Genomic DNA, 16,537 nt, shown 5'->3' on the forward strand with positions numbered 1-16,537 from the left:
CAATAGCGTTTTTTACATTGGGCACGAACCCTTCTATATGATGTCTGATTATATTGATTTTCTATTTGCCGCAACTCACAGCGACCATATACATTCTTATTCTATTCACTTCTAATCCTTCAATCACCTGTGAGTAACGAATTAATTATCAATTCGACTCCCAAAGGTGACCGCATTGCTCTTTTGCAAGACAAAAGGATTGTGGAGTATCACTTAGAGGAGTCCGAGCCACACTTTTCTGTAGGGGATATCTATCTCGGAACAGTAAAGAAGATGGTGACGGGATTGAATGCGGCCTTTATCGACATTGGTTATGAAAAAGATGCTTTCTTGCACTACCATGACCTTGGGCCCAATGTCAATTCCTTGAATAAATTCACCAAAGATGTTATCGCTGGAAGGCTTAATTCTGGAAGATTAGACAACTTTAAACTTGAACCCGAAATAGATAAACACGACAAAATCGACAAGGTTTTGGGCAAAAATACGCCTATCCTTGTACAAGTTGTGAAAGAACCTATTTCGACCAAAGGCCCCCGATTGTCGTGCGATATTTCAATTGCTGGACGATTTACGGTTCTTGTACCTTTTTCTAATGGAGTCAATATTTCAAAGAAAATTACAGCTAAATCTGAAAGACAAAGATTACACAAATTGATGTCGTCGATTAAACCTGCTAATTTCGGTGTTATTGTTAGAACTGTTGCTGAAGGTAAAGACGTAGATGAGCTTGATAAAGATTTGAAGGAATCTTTGGCTAAATGGGATTTGGGAATGAAGGCTTTGAGGTCGGCCAAACCTCGTGACAAAGTCATTGGTGAAATGAGCCGTGCTACGTCGATGCTCAGAGATTTATTGAACGAAAATTTTGATAGTGTTATCGTTGATACACCAGAATTGTTTCAAGAAGCCCGAGCTTATGTACAGCATATTGCTCCAGAAAAAGAACGAATCGTAAAACTTCACCAAGGTAAAACCAAGGTTTTTGAACAATACGGTATCGAAAAACAACTCAAAATGCTCTTTGGCCGCTCAGTAAGCTTACCTGCTGGGGGCTATTTGATTATTGAACACACCGAAGCGTTGCATGTAATTGATGTTAACTCGGGCAATAAATCAAATAGCGAAGAAGACCAAGAAGCTACCGCCGTGAGTGTCAATATTGAGGCTGCCAAAGAAATTGCTCGTCAATTAAGATTGCGTGATATGGGCGGTATTATCGTTATCGACTTCATCGACATGAAGAAAGCTGAAAACAAAAAGCTGATCCATGATATTATGAAGGAGGAAATGAAGTCTGACCGTTCTAAATACACAATTCTTCCACTAACCAAGTTTGGCTTGATGCAAATCACCAGGCAGAGGGTTCGGCCAGAAATGAATGTTGTGACGGCCGAAAACTGCCCAACTTGCGGAGGAACTGGCAAAATCACTGCTAGCATTATTGTTTCTGATGTAATAGAACATCACTTAGAACATATTGTTAGTAAACAAAACGAAAAGAAACCCACTATTGTATTACATCCATTTTTGTATGCTTACTTTACAAAAGGGCTTTTTTCTCGTAGATTAAAATGGTATTTTCAATACAAAACTTGGGTAAACCTTATTCAGGATAGCTCATTTGGCGTTACCGATTTCAAGTTTCATAACAACCACGGAGAAGAAATAGAACTCAATGGTTAGTACATTTATGAAATAACGATAAAACCCGCTTGCACTTGTGTAAGCGGGTTTTTCATTCGTATCTGTTGTACTTATTGCCTAAAGCTACCCAAATACTTATATTTGCCCTATGTCTTTCAAAACTCACAGAAATTATTGGTGGCTTAATGTCAATCCCAAAATAGGGTCTCTTGATTCAATGCGTTTTAATCAAGCTCAGCTTTTTGCCTCGCACAATGAGTTTGGCAATAAACGTCGTATTTACAAAAATTTTGGAAGTGTTCAAAAAGGGGATTTAATGATTGGTTATGAATCAACTCCTATCAAGCAAATAAAGGCTATTCTCGAAATTACTGAGCCGTTGCATTTCGACCCTCAATTTGGTGAAACGATTGGCTTTACCATTAAAGACAAAATTCCTCAACCTATCGAATGGGCTGAACTCAAACAAATTCATTTTTTTAAAGACTCCGAAATCCTCAAAAATAACCAAGGAAGTTTATTTAAACTTACCGAAGATGAATTTGAGGCTATTCAGGCTATGATAGACCTCCAGAAGGAATCTAGCCACCGTGAAAATATTGTGATTCCTTATGAAAAAAATGATGCTCTTACCGACTTGTTTCTCAACGATGATAAATTTGATGACATTATAGATACTCTTCGCTATAAAAAGAATATCATTTTGCAAGGCCCTCCTGGTGTCGGAAAAACCTTTCTTGCCAAAAAATTGGCCTATACGCTTATTGGTACACAAGACGACTCTCGGCTAAAGATGGTACAATTTCACCAGTCATATTCTTACGAGGATTTCATCCAAGGGCTTCGTCCCGACGGTGATGGTGGCTTTAAGCTCAAAAATGGTATTTTCTACGAATTTTGCCGATTAGCTCAACGCAATGCTGGTATCGACCATTTTTTTATTATTGATGAAATCAATCGGGGAAATTTGAGCCGTATTTTTGGAGAACTCCTTTTACTCATTGAATCAGATAAGCGAGGGCGAGCCAATGAAATTCCTTTGACTTATGGCGACAAAGATTCTGAGGCGTTTTCTGTACCTGAAAATCTCCATATTATTGGTACAATGAATACCGCCGACCGCTCTTTGGCCATTATCGACTATGCTCTTCGGCGTAGGTTTGCATTTATTACCCTAGAACCGCTATTTAATAGCAAGTTCAAAAACTACCTTAATAGTCAGGGTTTAGACAACGCTTTTATTGATAGGATTATCGAAAAATTGACCGCTCTTAATCAAATAATCAGTCAAGACCGCAACCTCCAAAAAAGCTTTCAGATTGGTCATAGCTACTTTACCAATTTTCCGATGGGAGAAAACCCTCAAAAATGGTACAAACGCATTATTCAACTCGAAATAGCCCCGTTACTAGAAGAATACTGGTTTGACCAACACGAAAAAGCTGAAGAAGCTATCAATGATTTACTGGCAATAGCCTAAAAAATAATACCATGATACCTATCGAAAATATTTATTTTCTACTTTGTTATGCTTGGAACCGACTCGAACAACGAAATCTGGTATTGGCAGGCACAGCTGGACAAAAAGATATTTATGAATTGTTGTGCTCGGTATTACTCAAAGAAATCAAAGTACTTTGGCAAAAAGGCTACTTTAGCCACTACAACGACAAGCTGCATTATTTTCAAGGTATCAAAGGCAAAATTAATCTCAATCAGTCGCTTCTCGCAAATGCGTTCCCCAAAGGATATGCCTATTGTGAGTTTGACGAATATTCGTCCAATATATTAGTCAATCAGGTACTAAAAACAAGCCTTATTAGGCTTACACGTATTGCCAGTATTCCAGCAACCTTGCACCGTGAGTTACAATTAGAAGTTAGAAAGTTGTCGCAAGTAGATGAAATTCAGTTGCACCAAGACATTTTCCCTAGGGCTTTTTTACAGTGCCAGCGAGACACCACTTATACTTTTTTATTGCATATCTGTGAGCTATTATTTACCCAAAGTATGATTTCAGAAAAAGGTGATGAAATTTTATTTCGAGATTTCTTCCAAGATGAAAAGAAAATGGCCTATTTATTTGAAGACTTCACCCGTAATTTCTACAAAATAGAACTCAAAGGTGTTCGTGTGTTTCGGGAAAGGCTACACTGGCAACTAGAAGGAGAACAGAAGAATTATTTGCCCAAAATGCAAACCGATATTAGTATGCTCTTTATTTCTGGCAGAAAAATTATTATCGACACCAAATATTACACCCAAACCCTAAGTAGCTATTTCAGTACAGAAAAAATCCATACAGAAAATCTTTACCAGCTTTTTGCTTATCTCAAAAATCAATCCGACCCCCACGCTGAAGGAATTTTATTATACCCTACCGTAAAGCAACATTTGAGTCTGAGGTATTCCTACGAATCACATCAAATCAGGGTAGAAACTATCAATTTGGCTCAGCCATGGCAAGCCATTCATAGTGACCTATTAAAGATTGTAGAAGAAAATACAAACCCCTCAGGCATTTTACCAAAGGGGTTATCAATCAAAAAGATACTGTAAATACCCTATTTTTTTGATTAAAGATAAAAGACTTTTTATCGTTCTGGTAAAAGATATTCACAATATTGGTTTGATCGTCAAACATATCGATCAATACATCATTTTGTAGCTTAATACCATTGATAGCTTCATTGATAGGTAATTCAATATAGAGCCACATCGCATCGCCCTCTTGTTCCTTTCCTAGTAGTTGGTAAGGCAATCGTTGATTGCGAGTATTAAGCACCGCAAAATGCTTTTGAATATACTTATCTATCAAAGCATCATATTTGTCAGTTTTATCCAATACAATCTTTTTATTCTGGTTATCTCGTGTCAGTACCGACTCTAGGTCATCTTTAAATACCCGTAAGCTAATTTCAAAAGATTTCTCTTTGGGGTTATGACGCATTTCGGTAATACTAGTATGAAAGGCATGTTTTTTGAAGGCCCCCAAAGAAGCCACTATTATACATCCTAAAAGCAAAAACCTGTAAGATATTCCTACAGGTTTTGCATTATTTTTTTGATTTTTTAGTATCATATTACTAGAAAAACTTTTTGAAAGCTCCGTTTCCTAAAACAAAAACCATCAAGCCCAACAAAATAATTGTACCTACTTGTTGTGCACGCTCCATAAACTTTTCTGATGGCGGTCGACCCGTTACAATTTCAAAAATCAAGAATAAGGCATGTCCACCATCTAGGGCAGGTATTGGCAACAAATTCATAAATGCCAATGCCATTGATAATAAACCTGTCAAGCTCCAGAAATTGAGCCAATCCCAGTGAGAGCCATACATATCAGCAATTTCAAAAGGGCCACTCAGAGCCTTATCGGCACGAACTTGTCCAGAAAAAATCTTTTTGAAACCCTGAATATTTTTCCACACTACATCAAAGGCATCATGAACCCCCACCACAAAAGCCTGTCCTAAGCCATAATCCTCGTGTGATTTTTTGATGATATATTCAGTAGCAAACCCAACAGTACCTTCTGGAGTAACCGTCATTTTAAGGGTATCTACTTTACCATCACGCAAAATGGCTAATGCCACAGGCTTATTTTTGTATTTGAGAAGTTCTTCTCTAAAAAGCTGGAAATACTTTACAGGCGTACCATTTACAGCCAATATTTTGTCGCCATCCTTCATACCAGCCGTAAAAGCAGGCAATGGCTGAGCGGGTTGTTTATTCAATAGTTTATCCAAAAATGAAGGTTCAGCAGGTTGTGTAACCTTAGCTACCTTAAATTCATACAAAGGCTGAATAAATTCGCTTTTTTGGTCGGATAACTTATTCAAGAAATCATCAGGAATAGCCACTTCCACGATTTGGCCATTTCTATCAACAGTATAAGTAGGCTTATCGTCGAGTACAGCACCTGTGATGTCGCTATATTCCTTATACTCTTTACCATTTACTTTCAGGATTTTATCGCCTGTTCGGAAACCAACCTCCTTGCCCAAAGCACCAGCATAAATACCAGCTTTGTTGATTTCTTCTTTGGCCAAATAGTTATTTCCTTGGTGATAATTGATACCAAAGAAAATCAGTATTCCAAGAATCACATTGACAATCACCCCACCCAACATCACAATAAGGCGTTGCCAAGCGGGTTTACCTCTAAATTCCCAAGGCTCAGGTACAGCTGCAAGCTTAGAGGCATCCTGAGTTTCATCAATCATACCAGCAATAGATACGTACCCCCCCAACGGAAACCAACCAAGGCCATATTCTGTTTCTCCAATCTTCTTTTTGAAGAGAGCAAAATTTAAAACGGTGGGAATTGGGAATAGAAAGTCGAAAAACAGGTAGAACCTTTCTACTCTCATTTTGAACCACTTAGCAGTGATATAATGCCCAAATTCGTGCAAACTTACTAAAATTGACAGCCCTAAAATAAGCTGTCCAACCTTCACTAGTCCTTCCATTGTTTAGCTATTAGTATTAGTTAAAATATTGATTGTCTGAACTAATACTTTTTTCAATTAAATTTTTCTGTTAAATATTTAAAGTAATGTGGCTGCAAATTTTCTGGTTTCAGCATCTGTTTGAATATAATCATCGAGCGACGGACTCTTGATAAACTCTACTTTTGCCATACAAGTTTCAATTAAATCTGACATCTGTAAAAAACCTATTTTATCTTCTAAAAAAGCCGCAACAGCTATTTCGTTGGCAGCATTCAAGATACAAGGCATATTACCGCCCCGAGCCATAGCATCGAATGCTAATTGCAAGTTACGAAATGTTTCTTTATCAGGTTGCTCAAATGTGAGATTTGGGTAATTTATGAAGTCAAAACGAGGAAAGTCGGATTTTATTCTATTCGGAAAACCCAATGCAAACTGAATAGGAAGCTTCATATCGGGCAAGCCTAATTGAGCTTTGATAGAACCATCCTCAAACTGAACCAACGAGTGAATAATAGACTGTGGATGCACAACTACGTCGATTTGTGAGGCAGTAAGGTCAAAAAGCCATTTAGCTTCAATCACTTCCAAGCCTTTGTTCATCAAGCTAGCAGAATCTATCGTAATTTTTGCCCCCATTACCCAATTGGGATGTTTCAGCGCTTGAGCTTTTGTAACCTTGGCTAATTCTTCTCTTTTTTTGCCACGGAAAGGCCCTCCAGAAGCAGTCAAGATGATTTTTTCGATAGGATTATGGAACTCGCCAACGAGGCATTGAAAAATAGCAGAATGCTCGGAATCGACAGGAAAAATACGAACTCCTTTTTCCAAAGCCAGTTTTGTAATTAGCTCGCCAGCTACTACAAGGGTTTCTTTATTGGCCAAAGCAATATGTTTGCCTGCCTCTATAGCTCTGATAGTAGGCAATAAGCCAGCATAGCCTACCATAGAGGTAAGAACAATATCGATAGCCTCCATTTGTACTACCGATTCCAAGGCTTTAGCCCCAGCATATACCTTGATACCTAAAGGGTCGAGAGCCTGAAATACTTTGTTGTACAATTCCTCGTGACCAATCACTACACAATTGGGCTTAAACTGAATACTTTGAGTAATCAACAAATCGGCATTGTTTTGTGCCGTAAGTACTTCTACTTCAAAAATATCAAGATTGGCTTCAATGACTTCCAAAGCCTGTGTACCTATCGAACCCGTCGAGCCTAAAATGGCTATGTTTCTTTTTTGCATAAATTGAATACTTCTGCCAAAAGTCTATTTAATAGTTAAACAAATCTTTTTGAGCATTTTAAATATCGTCTCAGAATGATTGAATCCAAAGTAAAATTTGAGAGATAAAAATCGACCAAACCTTTGGGTATACTAATGTTGTAAATATCACACCATACAATGCCCCATATAAGTGAGCTGAATGATTGACATTGTCCATATTACGACGAGACATATAAATCGAATACCATGTGTACAATACCGCAAACAATACCGCAGGCACAGGCAAAATAGCATAAATTTGAAGCGTTTGGGTGGGCCCAAACAATATAGCCGCAAACAGTACACTCGACACCCCGCCCGAAGCCCCTAACGAATTATAGTGATAGTTGTTTTTATTTTTGAAGTATGTTGGCATATCCGAAACGATAATACCCCCCAAATACAAAATCAAGAAATAAATTTGCCCCATTTCTCCAGAAGTTTGCTGAAAAACATATTCCATAAACTGCCCAAAAGAATACAAGGTAAACATATTAAAAAACAAATGCCCGTAGTCGGCATGAATAAAGCCTGAGGTCAAAAATCGCCAATATTCTTTGTTGCGGGTAATCTGATAAGGATTCATAATTAATTTGCCCAAGAAATCGTAGTTTCTAAAAGCAAAAAGACTAATACCAACGGTTATGGCTATTAGAATAACGGTAAGCGATAATTCTGTCATTTCCTAGAAAATAAAAGCAGTCAGATGACTGACTGCTATATGGTTTATATCTACAAATTTACATTAAACTTCTCTATCTATCAATATCTCTGCAAAAGCTCTTAAAGTAGCTTTTCTTTCCTCTTCCACTTTGAGGGTATTGAGTAAGTCAAAAGCCTTGTCGAAATAATCATTAATTTTTGCTTCGGCCAATTGCCGAATGCCCAATTGGTCATAAATTACTCTAACAGCATTAACTTTTTCGATAGGGTCAAAAGTTTTGGCTTCGAGCCATCTGTTGAGGTCTTGCTGAGTTTGGCCTGTAGCTTTGTCGATAGCTTCGATAAGCATAAAGGTTTTTTTGTTAGAAATAATATCCCCTCCTACTTGCTTACCAAACTTTTCGGGGTCACCATATACATCTAACAAATCATCTTTTAGTTGAAACCCTAACCCAATACAAATACCCATATCGTACAAATGGGCACACGATTTTTCGCTAGCCCCTCCAATAATACCGCCCAGTTCGAGGGCAAAGCCAAGTAATACTGATGTTTTTAGCTTAATCATCTCGATATATTCGGCCTCAGTAACGTTATCTCTGGTCTCAAAATTCATGTCCAGTTGTTGGCCTTCACAAACCTCTGCTGCTGTTTTATTAAACCTCACCAAAGCTTTTCGCAACTGAGTGTCTTCCACGTACATCATCAGCTCGTAAGCTTGCACAAGCATTACATCGCCCGAAAGAATAGCCGTATTGTTGTTCCATTTGGCATGCACAGTAGGTTTTCCTCTTCGCAAAGGGGCATTATCCATAATATCGTCGTGCATCAAGGTAAAATTGTGAAAAACCTCTACAGCAGTAGCAGGTTTTACGGCCTTTTGCCAATCGTCGGTAAATAAAGCAGTGGCCATGAGTGTCATAAGTGGCCGCATCCGCTTCCCTCCAAGTGACATCAAATACCTGATAGGCTCATATAATTCAACGGGATTATTACCGTACTGTTGTTGCTTAAACTCTTCTTCTAAAGCTTGAACGAAATATTTTGTAGTCATACTTTAATCCAATCCACTGTATTGGATGGCTATTTTATTTTATGAATTATGAGTGATTTAGCAAGTAAACAATTCAATGCTAAGATAGTTTACAAAAGAAAACGGGTGAATTATTGCCCATCAATACAAAAACCGCTAATGATTATACTTAATACAAATAACTGAAAATACTTATTTTTTGTTATGTTTTGCCAAAAATAGAAATAAGAAATGAAACGCAACACACGAATCAATTTTATTTTGGCTAACTTTGCAAGGCCTCACCTCACCTGAGGCTAAGCCTTATGCTCACACATCAATTGAATCTTCGCAAACCACTCGCCTTTTTCGACTTAGAAACAACAGGCGTGAATGTTATTAAAGATCGTATCGTAGAAATTAGTATTGCCAAAGCCAATATTGATGGAAGCGTTACGATAAAGACTCGTCGTGTCAATCCAGGAATACCAATTCCATTAGAATCGTCGCTGGTTCATGGAATTTATGATGAGGATATCAAAGACGAACCCACCTTCAAGCAAATTGCAAAATCTATGGCTCAGTTTTTGGAAGGCTGTGATTTGGCAGGCTTCAACTCCAATCGTTTTGATGTTCCGATTTTGGTCGAGGAATTTTTGAGAAACGATGTTGAGTTTGATGTAAAAAACCGTCGTTTGATTGACGCTCAACGGATTTTTCACATGATGGAGCCTCGCAACTTGTCGGCGGCATATCGTTTTTACTGCAATAAAGAATTGATCGACGCCCATTCGGCCGAAGCAGATACTATTGCAACGTTGGAGATACTAAATGCCCAAATCAAAAAATATGCGGGAGTTGTTATAAAAAATGAGAAAGGCGAAGATTTTGAGCCTATCAAAAACGACATGGATGCCCTTCATGAATTGACGGCCTCAAAGCTAGTAGATTTTGCCCAACGCATTGTTTTTAACCGTGAAGGCATCGAGGTTATCAACTTTGGAAAACACGCAGGAAAACCAGTTTTGCAGGTATTGAAAGACGAGCCATCTTATTATGATTGGATTATGAAAGGTGATTTTCCACTCGATACCAAACGCAAACTTACCGAAATAAAGCTTAGAGCATTTAACAATAGATAGTACAGGAAATGTTTATAATGAAAATACGCTTGGATTTGGTTCATATTTTAGCGAGTTTTCAAACATTATTCCTTATTTTTGCCCCGAATTTTCTGAAAACTGTAAGAACTACAAATGTACCTCGTCAACAGAGGTTAACCATTTAGAGTTGAATGTTTGGAGGAAACTTGGTATTCTCAATGATAGATTAAATAGGGAGAAAATTAGGCTTCTTCTAATCACGTAAACTTAAAGACTTATGCAACAAATACCTGACGTTATCCGACAAATTCCGCTGAATTACTATGTGTGGTTCAGTACGGCACTGTTCTGTATCGGCATTATTGGCGTATTGACTCGCCGCAATGCTATCATTATCTTTATGTCAGTCGAATTGATGCTAAATGCAGCCAATCTTCTACTAGCAGCCTTTTCTTCTTACAAAGCCGACCCTTCAGGTCAGGTTTTTGTATTTTTCATTATGGCTGTTGCCGCAGCAGAAGTAGCTGTTGGATTAGCAATCATTGTCATGATTTATCGCAACATCCAATCTATAGATGTGGGTATTTTGAATAAATTAAAGTGGTAATTATCAGGTGTGGGTTTTTGAGCTTGTATATAACAACACTCAATACTCACTGCTCATAGCTCTAAAAATTATGTCATTAGCAGTACTTATCCCTCTTTTTCCACTAATTGGTTTCCTCATCAACGGAATTGGATTCCGTCGAGTTCCCAAATCATTAGTTGGTATCATCGGTTCGGCAGCGGCATTAGCCTCTTTTGCCTGTGCTCTTAGCCTTTTTACGAGTTTCTCGGGACAGCCCGAAATAGCTCATGTATTTGACTGGATTACGATTGGCGACCTGAACATCGCAATGTCCTTTCAGATTGACCAGCTTTCTTTGTTAATGTTGCTCATTATCACAGGCGTTGGTTCATTGATTCACATCTACTCGATTGGCTATATGCACCACGACGAAGGTTTTGGGAAGTTTTTTGCTTTCTTAAACCTTTTCTTGTTCTTCATGCTCTTGTTGGTATTGGGTTCAAACTACGTTGTGATGTTTATTGGCTGGGAAGGTGTTGGGCTTTGTTCTTATTTGCTCATTGGTTTCTGGAACAAAAATACCAACTACGGAAATGCCGCTCGCAAAGCTTTTATTATGAACCGTATCGGTGACTTAGGCTTTTTGCTAGGTATTTTCTTAATCATATCTCATTTTGGTACAATTGAATACACCGAAGTATTCAGCAAAGTAGCAGAAGGTGGTTATGAATCTGGCGATAAAACGTTGATGTTTATCACATTACTCCTTTTTGTAGGGGCAATGGGTAAATCAGCTCAAATTCCATTGTACACTTGGCTTCCAGACGCAATGGCTGGCCCTACGCCAGTGTCGGCTCTTATCCACGCAGCTACAATGGTAACAGCGGGTATTTATATGATTATTCGCTCAAATATTTTGTACAGTTTGTCGCCTGATACCCTCGAAGTAATTGGATGGGTTGGTCTTGCAACAGCTATTTTGGCTGCTTCTATTGGTTTACTCCAAAATGATATTAAAAAGGTTTTGGCCTATTCTACGGTATCGCAGTTAGGGTATATGTTTATGGGTCTTGGGGTAATGGCTTATTCTTCGTCATTTTTCCATGTAATGACTCACGCTTTCTTCAAAGCCTTGTTGTTCTTGGGGGCAGGTTCTGTGATTCACGCAATGTCCGACGAACAAGATATTCGCTCGATGGGTGGGCTTCGTAAAAAACTCCCTATTACTTTCCTGACGTTCTTGATTGCTACAATTGCTATTTCTGGTATTCCTCCATTTGCGGGTTTTTTCTCGAAAGATGAAATTTTGGCTCATGTATATGAGCATAACAAAATCATGTGGGTATTTGCTGTAATTGGCTCAATGATGACTTCATTCTATATGTTCAGATTGTTGTTCTTGACATTCTTTGGTGAATTTAGAGGAACACACGAGCAAGAGCATCATTTGCATGAATCGCCAATTACAATGACAGCTCCATTGATGATACTAGCGGTATTGTCGGCTGTTGGTGGATTCTTTAATTTACCCCACATTTTTGGAGGACACGCTAGTCTTGCCGAGTTTATGGCACCATTGTTTGCACAAGCACACGGTGCTGCACACGAAGTAGACGAGTCTACCGAAAAGATGTTGATGGCTGTTTCGGTAGTAGCAGCAGTGGTTTCGGCAGCAGTGGCTTATGTTATGTATATCAGCAAAAAAGCTGTGCCAGAAGCCGATGGTACTGAAAGTGGTTTACAAAAAGTGGTTTACAATAAATTTTATATTGATGAGCTGTACGACTCATTGTTTGTGAAACCAATTACAGTTTTATCCAACTTCTTCTATTCGACCATCGAGTTCTTGGTAATCGACCTTATAGTAGAAGGCATTGGAAAACTTGTTAAAGGGCTTTCGGCAGAAGTTAGATTATTGCAGAATGGTACTACAGGGTATTATATTTTCGCTATGGTAGTATCTATTGCAGTAATATTAGCTTGGAGCTTGCGAGCTTTTATATTGGGCTAAAACGGTTCACTGGTTTCTTACCATCCTGAATAGGAGGTTTTCTAAATTGAATGATCAACAGATAACGTTTTTATAAATGTTAACACTTACACTAATACTTCTTCCCATTTTCGCAGGGTTAGTAACCTTAACCACGAAAGGAGAAAATGCAAAAGTTCTGGCATTAGCAGCCGCATTGGCTGAGTTGGCTCTTGGGGCATATACATACTATACTTTTGTTCCTGATGCCACCACACAGTTTGGGGCATCTTACAACTGGATAGCATCGGCAGGCATTAAGTTTTCTGTTGGAATAGATGGCATAAGCCTCATTTTGGTGAGCCTTACAACCTTGTTGGTGCCATTCATTATTTTATCCACATTTAAGATTAACTACAAAAACCCATCTACATTTTATGCGTTGATTTTGTTTATGCAAGCTGCATTGGTAGGTGTATTTACAGCAAAAGACGCATTTGTGTTTTACTTCTTCTTTGAAGCTGCTCTTATTCCTATTTATTTTATTGCGGCTATTTGGGGTGGCGAAAACAGAATCAAGGTTACTTTCAAGTTTTTTGTTTATACCTTATTTGGTTCTCTATTTATGTTGTTAGCATTGGTATATTTATACCTCAAAACCCCAACACATACTTCAGAGATTACGGCCTTGTACGATGCCGCCAAGCTATTGGATGCTTCACAGCAAGGGTATTTGTTCTGGGCATTCTTTATTGCTTTTGCTATCAAAATGCCTCTATTCCCATTCCATACTTGGCAACCCGATACTTACGTAGAAGCTCCTACAGCAGGCACAATGCTTCTTTCGGGTATTATGCTAAAAATGGGTACTTATGGTTTAATCAGAATCTTGTTGCCAACTGTTCCACTTGGGGTACAGGCTTGGGGCAATACAGCCGTTATTTTGTCGGTAATTGGTATTGTTTACGGTTCGATTATTGCCATTCAGCAAAAAGATATGAAGCGTTTGATTGCTTATTCATCATTTGCTCACGTAGGATTGATGTCGGCAGGTATTTTTGCTAGTAACCTAGACGGTATACAAGGGGCTTTAATCCAAATGCTTGCTCACGGAATCAATGTAGTTGGTTTGTTTTTTATCGTTGAGATTATTCAGCAACGTACTAAATCAAGAGAATTAGAACGTTTGGGAGGTATCACTCAGACTACGCCACAACTCACAGTTCTTTTCATTATTATTATGTTGGGGTCGGTAGCATTACCACTTACCAATGGTTTTGTAGGCGAGTTTTTACTCTTGAAAGGTGTTTATGAATACAATGCTTGGATTGGTGCTGTAGCAGGTTTAACAATCATTTTAGGGGCAGTTTATATGCTACGTTTGGTACAAAAATCAATGTTTGGTACAACAACAACCCTCACAGAAGGCTTTGAAGATTTGGGCTTTACAGAACGAGCCACTCTTTTACCTATCGCCGTGTTGGTTATTGTACTAGGTATTGCTCCAAATGCTATTTTGAAAGTTTCAGAACCAGCAGTGAGCCAATTGTTATTAATCATAAATAAGTAAGAAATCTAATCAAACCTTGCAGGCTTATTTTGTGGGGTTTTACGATACAGCAAATATGAACGCAATTATAGCTTTATCACTTTTCGGTATCGCCAATTTGTTTTTAGGGTTTTTAAATAACCGTAAAATCTTATTGCCAGCCACACTACTTTTTATTCTAGTTGCCCTAGGCTTAAACCTTGCAGATTGGAATCATGAATATTATTGGTTCAACAATATGTTGAAGACCAATAATCTTTCTATCAATTTTGCCTCTGTGATTTTAATATCGGCTGCCTTGGTGGCTTGTATTTCAAGAAGCTTTGGCGATGATGAAGAACACACCCACCCTGCCGAATACTACGCTGTTATGTTGTTCTCGGTAGTTGGGGCTATCATGATGGTTACTTTCCAAAATCTTATTATGTTATTTGTAGGCTTAGAGATTTTGTCGGTAGCAATGTATGTTTTGACAGGTTCAGACAAAAGAAATCTTCGCTCGAATGAAGCAGCCCTTAAATATTTCTTAATGGGGTCTTTTGCGACGGGTATTCTTTTGTTTGGTATTGCCTTGGTTTATGGTGCTACAGGTTCGTTCGATATCAATGGTATTGGCATAATGGTAGCCCAAGCCAAACAGCAAGATATTCTATTGTCACCATCGGGCCCTATTTTGTATGCTGGCATTACGTTGATATTTGTTGGCTTATTGTTTAAGGTATCGGCTGCTCCTTTCCACTTCTGGACACCAGATGTATATGATGGTGCACCTAGCTTATTTACAGCTTTTATGTCGACAGTAGTAAAAACAGCGGGTGTAGCTGCAACTTACCGTTTGTTATCCATTTCGTTTCCATCGGTATATGGCTTATGGGGAAATCCATTGGTTTATATTGTATGCTTAACCTTGATAATCGGCAATATTTCGGCAGTATATCAAGTAAGTTTCAAGCGAATGTTGGCCTATTCAAGTATTTCACATGCTGGTTATTTATTGATTACGGTACTGGCCAAAACGCCAAATACTAATGCTTCTATTTTGTTTTATTCATTAGCTTATTCGATTGCTACAATCTCGGCGTTTGCTGTTTTGATTTTGGTATCTGAGGCTAAAGCCAAAGCAGGTAAGCCTGATGAAAGTTTTAATGCTCTCAATGGCTTATCTACCAACAACCCTTTCCTAGCATTTGTACTAGCAGTATCTATGCTTTCATTGGCGGGTATTCCACTTACTGCAGGTTTCTTTGGTAAATTCTTTATCTTTAGCGATGCCTTCAGCAATGTATCGAGTTTGTTTAAAGGAATCCTTGTAATTGCAGTATTGATGTCTGCAGTTGGGGTATATTATTATTTCAAGCCTATTATTGCCGCATATTTGAAAAAAGGAGATTTAGAGAAAATCGAAATTTCTCCTATTTATAAATTAACATTGATCATAACTACAGCCTTAACGATACTCTTAGGTATTGCTCCAGACTTGGTTAAAAATATTTTCTAAGGTGTCAAATTCAAAACAATCGAAACTACTTAATAAAAAAGACTTCATTGCCTATTTTTTAGTAGCTGGAACAGGAGCTATTGTTCAACTGGTGTCGGGTAGTATTTTAAGAAATAACCTCAATTTATCGTATGGTGCATCGGTGTCTTATGGGTATATCATTTCGTTTTTTGTAGGATTTACTCTCACCAAAATGTTTGCCTTTGATGCCCGAAACTCTAATCAAACACGCCGTGAAATGGTGAAGTTTATGATGGTAGCGGCAGGCTCTTGGGGAGTAACCTGGTTTTTTGCGGTCGGCTCTTTGTCATTTGTCAATAACCTTTTCAAAGATAACATAGTTGAATTACCTATTATTCACAAAACTATTAATGCCAACGAATTAGGCTGTCAAGTAGTAGGAATGGGCTTTAGTTTTATTTTCAACTATATCATGCACAAAACCTTCACTTTTAAAAGTACAGGCTTTTATAATAGACTCAAAAAGTTCATTAAATAGTGTCCAATATTTTTAAGTATCCCAATACATCTTCTTTCGGGTTGAGGTATTGGGATATTTTTTTGAAAGCATTCTCCTCTCAAAATATTACAAAAACAAGATACCTTCTTACCTGTAGTCTTTATTTTGAATCAAAAATTAAAAAACTCTCTCTTAGAATAATTATCATTCGCAGGTTATTATTAAACTTTTCCAATAATTTACAGCCTAAAACAAAGAACTTTAGGGCAATTATTAAAATTTAATTAAAATTTTTGCCCAATGTCTTGGAGGGAATATAAGTTGTACTTAACTTTGTAGCTCAAA

The 16,537-nt window shown here is 37.9% G+C and carries 14 protein-coding genes; 9 read left to right on the forward strand and 5 right to left on the reverse strand.

The window, feature by feature from the left end:
* Positions 1-129: 129 nt before the first annotated feature.
* The 3 genes from FLEMA_RS70770 to FLEMA_RS70780 all read left to right on the forward strand — a co-directional run bounded on the left by FLEMA_RS70770 (position 130) and on the right by FLEMA_RS70780 (position 4,206).
* A complete protein-coding gene (locus tag FLEMA_RS70770; RefSeq protein WP_081681340.1) occupies positions 130-1,686 on the forward strand; it encodes an Rne/Rng family ribonuclease in 1,557 nt (518 codons plus the stop codon).
* Positions 1,687-1,795: 109 nt separating this feature from the next.
* Complete coding sequence (locus FLEMA_RS70775; protein ID WP_052354144.1) at positions 1,796-3,127, forward strand: AAA family ATPase; 1,332 nt, start codon at positions 1,796-1,798, stop codon at positions 3,125-3,127.
* A gap of 11 nt (positions 3,128-3,138) precedes the next feature.
* Positions 3,139-4,206, forward strand: coding sequence for a 5-methylcytosine restriction system specificity protein McrC (locus FLEMA_RS70780; RefSeq protein ID WP_052354145.1), 1,068 nt, complete (start codon positions 3,139-3,141; stop codon positions 4,204-4,206).
* Here the strand turns inward: FLEMA_RS70780 and FLEMA_RS70785 are convergent.
* The 5 genes from FLEMA_RS70785 to FLEMA_RS0131055 form a co-directional block, all read right to left on the reverse strand.
* Positions 4,190-4,729 (reverse strand): DUF6702 family protein, encoded by a 540-nt coding sequence (locus tag FLEMA_RS70785; RefSeq protein WP_052354146.1) that lies wholly within the window; start codon positions 4,727-4,729, stop codon positions 4,190-4,192. The genes FLEMA_RS70780 and FLEMA_RS70785 overlap by 17 nt on opposite strands.
* A gap of 4 nt (positions 4,730-4,733) precedes the next feature.
* Entirely contained in the window at positions 4,734-6,119 is a 1,386-nt protein-coding gene (gene rseP / locus FLEMA_RS0131030) for an RIP metalloprotease RseP (protein ID WP_026996383.1), read from the reverse strand.
* A 78-nt stretch (positions 6,120-6,197) separates the two neighbouring features.
* The gene (locus FLEMA_RS0131040; RefSeq protein WP_026997859.1) at positions 6,198-7,349 is read right to left on the reverse strand and encodes a 1-deoxy-D-xylulose-5-phosphate reductoisomerase; all 1,152 of its coding nucleotides are present in this window, start codon (positions 7,347-7,349) and stop codon (positions 6,198-6,200) included.
* 70 nt (positions 7,350-7,419) lie between these two features.
* Positions 7,420-8,052 carry a rhomboid family intramembrane serine protease gene (locus FLEMA_RS0131050; protein ID WP_026996384.1) on the reverse strand — a complete coding sequence of 211 codons (633 nt, stop codon included), beginning with the start codon at positions 8,050-8,052 and terminating at the stop codon, positions 7,420-7,422.
* 63 nt (positions 8,053-8,115) lie between these two features.
* Positions 8,116-9,087, reverse strand: coding sequence for a polyprenyl synthetase family protein (locus FLEMA_RS0131055; RefSeq protein WP_026996385.1), 972 nt, complete (start codon positions 9,085-9,087; stop codon positions 8,116-8,118).
* A 284-nt stretch (positions 9,088-9,371) separates the two neighbouring features.
* Here FLEMA_RS0131055 and FLEMA_RS70790 point away from each other — a divergent pair, with 284 nt between their 5' ends.
* The 6 genes from FLEMA_RS70790 to FLEMA_RS70815 all read left to right on the forward strand — a co-directional run bounded on the left by FLEMA_RS70790 (position 9,372) and on the right by FLEMA_RS70815 (position 16,231).
* A complete protein-coding gene (locus FLEMA_RS70790) occupies positions 9,372-10,187 on the forward strand; it encodes a 3'-5' exonuclease (protein WP_044172166.1) in 816 nt (271 codons plus the stop codon).
* Between the two features lie 238 nt (positions 10,188-10,425).
* Positions 10,426-10,755 (forward strand): NADH-quinone oxidoreductase subunit NuoK, encoded by a 330-nt coding sequence (nuoK, locus tag FLEMA_RS70795; protein WP_044172167.1) that lies wholly within the window; start codon positions 10,426-10,428, stop codon positions 10,753-10,755.
* A 70-nt stretch (positions 10,756-10,825) separates the two neighbouring features.
* Entirely contained in the window at positions 10,826-12,727 is a 1,902-nt protein-coding gene (nuoL, locus tag FLEMA_RS70800) for an NADH-quinone oxidoreductase subunit L (RefSeq protein ID WP_044174872.1), read from the forward strand.
* A 76-nt stretch (positions 12,728-12,803) separates the two neighbouring features.
* Positions 12,804-14,255, forward strand: coding sequence for a complex I subunit 4 family protein (locus FLEMA_RS70805; protein WP_044172168.1), 1,452 nt, complete (start codon positions 12,804-12,806; stop codon positions 14,253-14,255).
* A gap of 55 nt (positions 14,256-14,310) precedes the next feature.
* Positions 14,311-15,732: an NADH-quinone oxidoreductase subunit N gene (locus FLEMA_RS70810; protein WP_044174874.1), complete on the forward strand. Its 1,422-nt coding sequence runs from the start codon at positions 14,311-14,313 to the stop codon at positions 15,730-15,732.
* A 1-nt stretch (position 15,733) separates the two neighbouring features.
* Positions 15,734-16,231, forward strand: coding sequence for a GtrA family protein (locus FLEMA_RS70815; RefSeq protein ID WP_044172169.1), 498 nt, complete (start codon positions 15,734-15,736; stop codon positions 16,229-16,231).
* The last annotated feature ends 306 nt before the right edge of the window (positions 16,232-16,537 follow it).

Origin of the sequence: Flectobacillus major DSM 103 (assembly GCF_000427405.1) — a bacterium.
Taxonomy (GTDB): domain Bacteria; phylum Bacteroidota; class Bacteroidia; order Cytophagales; family Spirosomataceae; genus Flectobacillus; species Flectobacillus major.